Source organism: Bacteroidota bacterium, from assembly GCA_039111535.1.
GTDB lineage: Bacteria > Bacteroidota > Rhodothermia > Rhodothermales > JAHQVL01 > JBCCIM01.
This window is the reverse complement of the sequence record JBCCIM010000226.1, coordinates 1-9,851: the sequence shown is the minus strand read 5'-3', so window position 1 is coordinate 9,851 and position 9,851 is coordinate 1. Positions and strand designations below refer to the sequence as shown.

6 protein-coding genes are annotated in these 9,851 nt (G+C 50.6%); all 6 read left to right on the top strand.

The window, feature by feature from the left end; all coding sequences use genetic code 11:
* Positions 1-618 precede the first annotated feature (618 nt).
* On the top strand, positions 619-2,928 hold the full coding sequence (locus AAF564_23555; protein MEM8488544.1) for a polysaccharide biosynthesis tyrosine autokinase: 2,310 nt from the start codon (positions 619-621) through the stop codon (positions 2,926-2,928).
* Between the two features lie 114 nt (positions 2,929-3,042).
* On the top strand, positions 3,043-3,582 hold the full coding sequence (locus AAF564_23550; GenBank protein ID MEM8488543.1) for a hypothetical protein: 540 nt from the start codon (positions 3,043-3,045) through the stop codon (positions 3,580-3,582).
* A 21-nt stretch (positions 3,583-3,603) separates the two neighbouring features.
* On the top strand, positions 3,604-4,581 hold the full coding sequence (locus AAF564_23545) for a GDP-L-fucose synthase (protein ID MEM8488542.1): 978 nt from the start codon (positions 3,604-3,606) through the stop codon (positions 4,579-4,581).
* A gap of 118 nt (positions 4,582-4,699) precedes the next feature.
* Positions 4,700-5,773 (top strand): GDP-mannose 4,6-dehydratase, encoded by a 1,074-nt coding sequence (gene gmd / locus AAF564_23540; protein MEM8488541.1) that lies wholly within the window; start codon positions 4,700-4,702, stop codon positions 5,771-5,773.
* An 18-nt stretch (positions 5,774-5,791) separates the two neighbouring features.
* The gene (locus AAF564_23535; protein ID MEM8488540.1) at positions 5,792-8,581 is read left to right on the top strand and encodes a hypothetical protein; all 2,790 of its coding nucleotides are present in this window, start codon (positions 5,792-5,794) and stop codon (positions 8,579-8,581) included.
* A gap of 162 nt (positions 8,582-8,743) precedes the next feature.
* Positions 8,744-9,851: hypothetical protein (locus AAF564_23530; protein MEM8488539.1), on the top strand; the 1,108-nt coding region annotated here is incomplete at its 3' end.

The following is a 9,851-nucleotide window of genomic DNA, read 5'->3' as shown; positions in this document are numbered from 1 at the left end:
CTGTTTTGAAAGCATTTGAACCGCTATGCCATGAATCTGTCAAACTTTGTACACAATTCGTTGCAACATCGATTTGTTGCGGAAAGGCTTTTTGCAACAATACAGAAATGAGTCTCATTTCTGTCTCAGCCCCTCATATCGGTAGGAAATCACTTCCTCGATTGCAGTTCAAATAGCCCTTTATACAGCGTATTAACTTACAGCTAAAGTCCCCTGCTACAGCTGACGATATTATCAATACGTAAACTGTATAGAAATATGGCTTTGCCGAGTTTTCGGCGGAACCTGATCGGGGTAATGAGATAATAGTCCTTACATCCAAATTTGGTTAGGCTGCCCAATAGCCTTTCGTAAGGGATTACCGCCCCCGCTTATCATGTTCGTTCACCGGTTAATCTATTCCGTTTAGAGCCGGCAATTCCAGTTCACTGTGTTCCTGCAATATGATCGCGGCGTGTTTCTGCATATATACGCGCGCGCGATGAATTTAAGTATATCACAAAGGGACATATTGAACGGTCGTTTCGCCGGTCAATACATAGCTAGCTCGCGTCATTCAAAGGACCTATGGAAAACCAGCAATATCCTGTCAACAGGGGTTTTTATCAAGATTTACCCATGCCCTACGGCGGTCCGCCAGATCCGCGCTTTTCACCAGGTGCTTATCAGCGTCAGCCCAACGAGGCCAAGTCTTCTCTGCACGAAATCCTGGAAATTCTGCGCCTGGGCAAATGGTACATCATTAGTGTTACCCTGCTTGTATTGGCAGCTGTAACAGTTTATACCTTTTTGGCTGAACCTGTTTACGAAGCCTCTGCCATTCTGCTTATCGACAAAGATGCTTCGAAAATCAATGAAGCCGGCAACCTGCCGTTTGCCAAGCCTGGACTTGTTCAGAATTCAGACATCGATAACCAGTTGCATTACCTGCGCAACTCTCGTGAGATTGCACAGCATACAGCCGATCGACTCATCGAACTCCGCACACTGCCTGGCTCCTCACAGCCGTTGCATGTGTTAACCATGGCTACTTCAAGTGATGATCTGGCCTCATTGCTTCAGGAAGAGATTTTGAGCTTCACCGCCGGCAGTGAAGGCGTGGATGCTGTCGAAATTACAGCAACCAGCAACTCTGCTGCAGAAGCTGCCATCATTGCCAACTTCTACGCAGAAGAATACATTACTGAAACTGCGGATATGAGCCGCGAAGACCTTACGCGCCAGCGTCTTTTCCTGGAAAAGCAGTACGCTGACAAAAAGGTTGAACTGGATACCATAGAGTCTCAGCTGGCAAACTTTATGAACAGCGGCAATGCCGTTGCCTTGAACGACCAGACCCAGTATAAAGTAGCACAGATTGCAAACATGCAGACGATGCTGGAAGAAACGCGGCTCGACCTGAGCATGCGCGAATCCAGCCTCCTTGCCCTCGAGCAGGAAATACAGGAAATCCTGCCAAACCTGCCGGCTGTCATTTCGTCAACTACCGATAAGCAGATGGGCGAAGTACAAAACCAGATCACTGAACTGGAGATGCGCGTTGAGCAAATCTACAAGAAAAATCCTGAGCTTCGCGGCAATCCTGGTGCAAACCCGCAGCTCAAAGGCTACCACGACGAAATTGCGCAGCAGCGCTCTAAACTTGATGCGCTCTCGCGTCAGCTCATGAAAGAATGGGAAGACGTTGGATTCAACCAGGATCCAAGCAAAGAAGGCATCAATATGAACTACCTGGCCACAATCAAGCGCCAGATTGTTGAAGAACGCGTTGCCATATCAGGGCTCAATGCCCGCGCCCGGAGCACCGAGCGCCGGCTTCGGGAGTACGACAACGAAGTTCGTTCGATTCCCGACAAAATGATGGCGCTTGCCAAACTGCAGCGCGACAAAACATCTACCGAAGAACTCTTCCTGATTCTCGGACAGCGGTTGTCTGAAATTACTATCGCAGAAAAATCTGTAAGCGGCTTTGCCAAAATCCTGAACCCTGCGATCAGCCCGGACGACCCGGTAAAACCTAAAAAAGCCATCAACCTGATCATGGGCCTTATGCTTGGTCTGATGATGGGTATTGGCGTTGCAGTTGCCCGTCGGAAGTTCGACACCAAAGTTTACTCTCCTGACGATCTCAACGACCGCGACATCAACATGCTGGGGGTTGTACCCGATATGCGCCAACTCATCAAGAAAGAGTTTGGCAAGCGGTTGAAAATTGACTTTGAGGGCCGCGAAGTTAGCACGGCACTCTCTGCGCTCATTGCGCCGATGTCACCGATCGCGGAAGCGTATCGCCGGCTTTATATTAAACTGCAATTCAGCCGCGACGACATGGGCATCCAGAATCTCATGGTCACCAGTCCGAAAGCTGGCGCCGGCAAAAGCACAACATCGCTCAACCTCGCGTTCACCACTGCCCAGGCTGGTAAGCGCACCCTGGTTGTAGATGCTGACTTGCGTCGCCCGTCGCTGCACGACAAACTTGGCCTGCCTGAAGGACCCAGCCTGCTTGAACTGCTTTCTGAAGACGAAAGCCGCTGGGATTCCGAGCGTTTCTTTACCGGTATTGAAAATGTATACGTGATTACGGGTATTCCTGTATCACAGCCGGCGGAACTGCTTGGGTCGCGCAAAATGATCGATTTGATCGAGCGCTTCCGTACCGAGTTTGATATCATTATCTTCGACACACCGCCAGTACTTGGCTGTGTGGACCCCGTATTGCTTTCCCGTCAGTGCGATGGCGTAATTGTTGTTGCCTCTTCCGACGGAACGGATATGGAGTCGCTAAACCAGACGCTTGAAGAACTGAAAAGTGTTAATGCCAACATCCTTGGGACTGTATTAAATAGATTTGATCCCACAAGCATGTACGGCTACAAAAACACCTACGGATATAGTTATGGCTCCAACAGCTATGTTGCCAGCTAAAGCCAATTCTTGATTCGAATACGGCCCTGTCTGGCATAATTAACAGACAATGATTTACAGACAGGGCCCGGCTACTCTTTGATTTAATTATATAACCATTTCCCCCAGATTAATATGTCTTTTAATGCTCCAGCTTCAAGAGCGGGTGCCCGTCTGGCAGTCGTTCTTGGACTCTTTGTTTTTATCCAGATTGCGGGTGCCCCCTATGCGCAGGCCCAGGAATTTGGCAGAATGGACGACGTAGAGACCAACATCAACGCTTTCTACTACCTCGTAGAACCCGGGACCGCCACCATACAGATTTCTGTTTTTGGCAAAGTTCAAAACCCAGGCGTCTATGTACTCGAAGACGGTGTCAACCTGTCTTTGCTACTTGGCCTGAGCGGCGGACCAACCTCAACCAATCAACCAGACGTAAAGCAGACAACCACTGTCCGGATGTACCGAAACTCCGGCAGCATGCGTTCACTGGCTTACGAGGCATCGTTCGATGAAGTGATGGACCGCGCAGCTGATTCCCCTACCCTGTCGGAAGGCGATATTGTGATCATTGACGTTGAACAGAAGCGCAAAATGAACTGGCGAGACATTTTTACAGTCATCGGTCCGCTCCTCTCTACCCTGCTTCTGATTGAACGATTAACCGCAAACTAATTACACCTCAGATTAACTACTATGCCACAGGTTGGAAAAACTGATAAGATATTTGTCGCCGGCCACCGGGGCCTCGTAGGCTCCGCAATTGTCAGGCGACTGGAGGAAGGCGGCTATACTAACATTGTGGTACGCACCCGCCAGGAACTCGACCTGCTTCGTCAGGCCGACGTAGAAGCATTCTTTGTCGCGGAAAAACCTGACGTTGTTATCCTTGCTGCAGCCAAGGTGGGTGGCATTCACGCCAACAACACCTATCCAGCTGATTTCATCAGTGATAACATAGCCATTCAGGCTAACGTGATTCGTGCTGCACACGAGGCAAAAATCAAACGGCTCCTGTTCCTGGGTAGCTCGTGCATTTACCCAAAGCTCGCAGCACAACCCCTGCGCGAAGATTGCCTCCTTACCGGTCCGCTTGAGCCTACCAATGAATGGTATGCCATTGCAAAAATTTCCGGCATCAAGATGTGCGAAGCATACCGAAAGCAATATGGCGACGATTTCTTTTGCGTAATGCCAACAAATCTGTACGGCCCGCACGACAACTTTGACCTTGCAACAAGCCACGTATTGCCGGCACTGATCCGTAAATTCCACGAAGCAAAAGGCACGGATGGCATGCCAGACAAGCCAGTTACCCTTTGGGGCAGCGGTACGCCACTTCGGGAATTCCTGTATGTGGATGACATGGCTGATGCCTGTGTATTTGCAATCGAACAGCCTTCAGAGGCAATCTTCGAAGCAGCGCCTGATGGCATTCTCAATGTAGGCGCCGGCAAAGACATTAGTATCCGGGGCCTCGCTGAACTGATCCGGTCGATTCTCAACAGCGAAAGCGAAATTATTTATGACGCATCCAAGCCCGACGGGACGCCCCGGAAGCTGATGGACGTTACGAGAATGGAGAAGCTGGGCTGGACGGCAAAAACGTCACTGGAAGATGGGATACGGAAGTCCCACGAATGGTTCTGTGATAACTACTTGACCACTTCTTAAACACAAGCCTTTCGCAACAGTATCCGACTGTGTTCAAACGGCACGCGGCACTCTATTTGCGTGCTGCATGTTTATAAAACTGAATCTACTAATTAGGGAAAAGAAATAAGGAAATAGAATGGAAAATCGGCGCGCATTAATCACCGGCGTTACAGGACAAGATGGTGCTTACCTTGCAGAACTCCTGCTCGCAAAAGGGTATGAAGTTCATGGCATTAAACGCCGAGCAAGCTCTTTCAATACCCAACGCATCGACCATATCTATGAAGATCCGCACAACATCGGTGCACGCTTCAAGCTACACTACGGCGACCTGACAGACTCAACCAACCTGATTCGCATTGTCCAGGAAGTCCAGCCCGACGAAATATACAACCTTGCTGCCCAAAGCCACGTTCAGGTGAGCTTTGAGACGCCAGAATATACGGCCAACACAGACGCCCTGGGCACACTGCGGCTCCTGGAAGCTATCCGTATTCTTGGCTTGCAGGAGAAAACCAGGTTTTATCAGGCCTCTACGTCTGAGCTTTATGGTAAAGTGCAGGAAATCCCGCAGAGCGAGACAACCCCGTTTTACCCACGTAGCCCATATGCCGTAGCCAAGCTCTACGGATACTGGATTACGGTCAACTACCGGGAAGCCTACAACATGTATGCTTGTAACGGCATCCTCTTCAACCATGAAAGCCCACGCCGTGGCGAGACGTTTGTAACCAGAAAGATTACGCGTGCGGTTGCACGAATAAGCGTAGGTTTGCAGGAGCGCCTCTACCTGGGCAACATGGATGCAAAACGCGACTGGGGCCATGCACGTGACTACGTTGAAGGCATGTGGAGGATGCTGCAGCAAGATACTCCTGAAGATTTTGTACTTGCAACAGGTGAAACAACCACCGTACGCGACTTCTGTATTGCTGCGTTTGATTCCGTAGGTATCAACGTGGTATGGGAAGGCAAAGACGAAGAGGAAAAAGGCTACAACAAGGAGACTGGCGAAGTCATTGTAGCGGTGGATCCGCGCTACTACCGCCCAACCGAAGTTGACTTGCTGCTTGGTGATGCAGCAAAAGCCCGCGAAAAATTGGGATGGGTACCACAATGCACCCTCGCTGAGATGGTAGCAGAAATGGTAGCCGCGGACCTCGAGGCCGCAAAAGAAGAAATGACGCTAAAAGAAAACCACCCGGCCTAATTGAAGGCAAACCCTTCGATGAAAGATCCTAAACCTGTCTCGCGCAGGGGTTTTCTACAGCGTATGGGAATTATTGGCGCCACCAGCCTCGGCGGTGGCGCCATTGTCTCGTCATGCAAGCAGCCCTCAGGCAGCAGCACCCTAAACCTGCCCAATAGAAGCGCTGCTTTTATTATTGACGACTTCAACCGGCTCAACGCCTATGAAGCCGGCGATGCCTGGGAGTCGATGAACCCGGGGTACTGGCTACTAAAGGAGAATGTGCTCCGCCGCCGGCTAAAAAATGAGGGAGACCAACGCCCTGGCGACTGGTTTCCCTGGCATTACGAAACGCACAGAGACGAACAAATCCCAATCGAACGCGACCCCAGTCTGCCGTTCGGCATGTTGTGGCGCCGCGACTGGCAACTCTCTGGCAACTACTCCATTCAGATAGATTTCAAGATCCACGCCCTGCCTGCATACTTTGGAGGAAAAAACGGACAGCCTCCCCCCTTGCAGCACACACCCGGGTACGGTGTACTCGGACTCGCTTTTGGATCGAGTTGCTTGCATGAAAGCTGGTCGGGCAGCAACGCCGGCGAACAGGCTTCGCTCCTGAAGTCGCTCATTCCCGGACAATACAACACAGAAGCTGCCTGGATGGCACTGGTCAGTGATACCGGTGACTTTGGCTTCTATAGTCACGTTACCGACGAACTTACCCCCATCGATGAACAGGCTGCATTAAGCGCTGGCAAAATCAAAGCCGGTGCATCAGGATCTATCACGCTCTATGTTGCTGGCGACGATGAAGAGTATGCAGACATCTCCGCACTGCTACGCATAGAAGATGAGTGGCACACCATCAGATTGCCCCGCGTTAGCAGAATGCTTTACACCAATGGCTATTTTGGCATCGTTGGACGCGGTATGCTCGATTTTGAAATCAGCAGTGTCTCCCTCGACCCCGGCGACAACTTGCAACTCGATGCTCCCGTCAACGAATTACAAGTCTGCTACCCGCTGGGAGACTCGTTACACGAGCAAGGTGGTAGCTGGCGCTGTAATTTCATTTCGCTTTTCCGAAATTCAGGACAAGAGGCTGTACTTCGAATCTCAGACCAGGAAGACCCGCTTGAAGGCTGGTCACGCGTCCCGATTGCAGCACGTGCACCCATTGTGTCCAACTCATTTCGCCGCAACACTGCGGTATTAAACGCGCGACTCCCGTACAATCCAGCTTCTCGCACGCTGTACTATACCATATGGAAAGACGGCGTCAACGTTACATCTGATCCGCGGATTGGCACAAACAGTGTGGGCCCCGGTACCGGATTTATCGGTAAAGTACCTCGTTCAGGTGGGTATGTTGGCCGACTACCACAACTCACCGCCCCTTACAAGGTCTGCGGATTGAGTTGTCATGCCATCCACAAAAACCGACCAGACCTGCCCGACTGGCAGGCCTATCAATCCTGGTACGTACACGACCAGCCTACACCAAGGGCATTCCAGCACCTCGAGAATTTCGATTTCCAGGTTATGCTGTGGGAAGACGACGTCTGGTATCTTGAGCTGATGTTTCCGCCCCCCAGCACAGACGATGCATACAAAGTCATCACAACAACCATCGCTGGCCCAACCACGCGCTGGCAGATGATGCGGCATTGGAATGTGATCAACCCGGGTGACCATGACTTTGGCATGGACGACGTAAAAGGACCCGAGCAGCTGATTGTAAGGCAAAAGGGTGATACGGGACAGGATCCGATGTATATGCGTCGCAATTTCAAAATTGTGCAGCACCTTATTTCTGGCGATGAAGCACCAGATCCGGGCATCAACCCAAAGAACTGGCGCAAATGGCGCATGCCGGCCAAAGACTTCAGCCTGTACATTATGGACGCCAGGCTTTGGCGCACCTCCCAGGACACAAAAATCTGGGATGATGAGGGCTGGGGCGAATTGGAGAATGTCTACGACCGGGCAAATCCTACGCGCACACTGTTAGGAGAAGAGCAATTCAGCTGGCTTTCTCAACAGCTAAAAACAGATCCTTCCCCCCTCGTTTGCGTATCCGGCATCAACGGCCTGCACACTATTTGGTCTGGTATCCAGGTGAATCCTGAAACCGGACAGAAATTCGACCAAAGAGACCGCGTGGTAGCCGACTATGCCGGCTGGGTAAAGGCCGCATCTGATCGCGTTCTTGAATTACTAAGCAGCCGGGAAGGTGTAACCACCGTTTACGGCGACGTACACAACGGTTGCATCCTTGTAAATAGAGACCACCGATTGGTTGAGTGCAGCTTTGGCCCGATTGGCCGCAGCTCTGGCAGAACGCCCAAAGAAGATTTTGGCGAACGCATGAAAGACTACGATGGCCGGGAGCTCAAAGTATATGCGTTGTACCATGCAAACTATGACTCGCCGGCACTCACGAAACGGGATGGTCCCTTTTACTGGAATTTCCTCGAAATGGCGTTTAACCCGTTGTTAGTTAACCCAACAACAACCCTGACCTTACGTAACCTCATCGATCGCCCTGACGAATTACCCAGAGGAGGTGACGCACTATTTGTATCAGCCAAAGACACAGGGCAGCGCCCGATCAGTGTGCTGCCGGAAACCACCTTGCTGCCAAATGCTGATGTTCAGATAAGTACAATGGCCGGCCAGCCCATCCGGGGTACGCGAACCGGTGCTGATGGAACGATGCAATTAACAAGATTAAGCAGTATTAAACCCGGATCCCAACTTTTGGTCACTGCCTATTCAGAGGAAAAGGCTGTGTCGCAGATAATCCAAACCTTACCGTTCGCGTAAATAAGGCAAAGTATCTTGATTAGTTGAAGAACTCTGCAAATTGATGCCGGCGAAAATGCTGTCGATAAGTAAATAATAGTTATTTTATCATCACATATAATGATGGCGTATAATCGTTCTGTTTAGCCATCTTTTTATAATAGATCAGGTACGCGCTACCCAATGTCCAGCCACCTGGAAAACATAAAGAGCAAAAGGAGTCCGGTTGAACTCGTAGCCCTAGGCATTGCGGCAATTCTATTTTTCGCAATCCTCGTTTTTGGTGGCGAGAAAATCGTCATTTTGCTCAATGGACTGTGCGTAGGCCTCATTTTCTTCGTGATTGCCTACCGCTACCCCTCTTTCATGATTGGGGTGTGGGCGCTTTCCACGCAGGTTATGGTGGAAATGATCATTTGGGATTATTCCAAGTACATCGAACCATCGCTAAACATTGGCGGCGGGATCGATATGCTGTATGGCGACCCGATATTGTTCTGTCTGATTGCTGCCATGATGACCAAGCTGTTCATCGGCGATCCGCGCGCAAAGCAGACTTTATTCAAAGAATTGTCAATCTGGAGCATTTTTATGCTCTGGATGATTTTTGAGCTGGCACGATCAGCTTCAATGTTTGGCCTCGTTAGCCCACTGGGAGAGTTCAGAACCTACTTCCGGGAAATTCTGATCATTCCTTATATCGTCATCTTTGCCAATACGCGCGAAGAGCAATGGCGTATGTTCAAGGTGCTGCTGCTGGTCACCTTGATCATGATTCCGATTGGCTTTTTCCGTGGTGGATACGTGCACAAATTCCGCTTTGCTGCCTATGCAAAGTGGCTTTACCAACATGGTTCTCTCGGGCTTTTGTGGGGTGCCCTCGGGGTTTACCTGATGCAACGTTTCGGGTATTGGCGGCAGGGCAACTTCTGGTTTGCGATGCTCATTGGCGCCTCAATGGGACTGACCGTAATTGCCAGTCACCGCTCAGTTTGGTTAGCCGCCATGGTCTCGATGTTGGTTCTCTTTCTCATGGGGCACCTAAAATTAGGTAACCTGATCAAGCTCGGCATGACCATGTTCTCGGCTGCGCTTATCATAAATTTTGTATACGATGAGATAGACCTGGCCTCTTTCCTTGAGGAGCGGCTGGTGGCCCTTACCGATCCGACAAAAGACGAAACAGCCAACTGGCGGTATCTCATCTGGCTTGATGCTATTAAACAATCGAGTGCACACCTGCTAGAGGGCAAAGGGCTGGGCAACTACTTTATGATGCGCGCGCCCAACG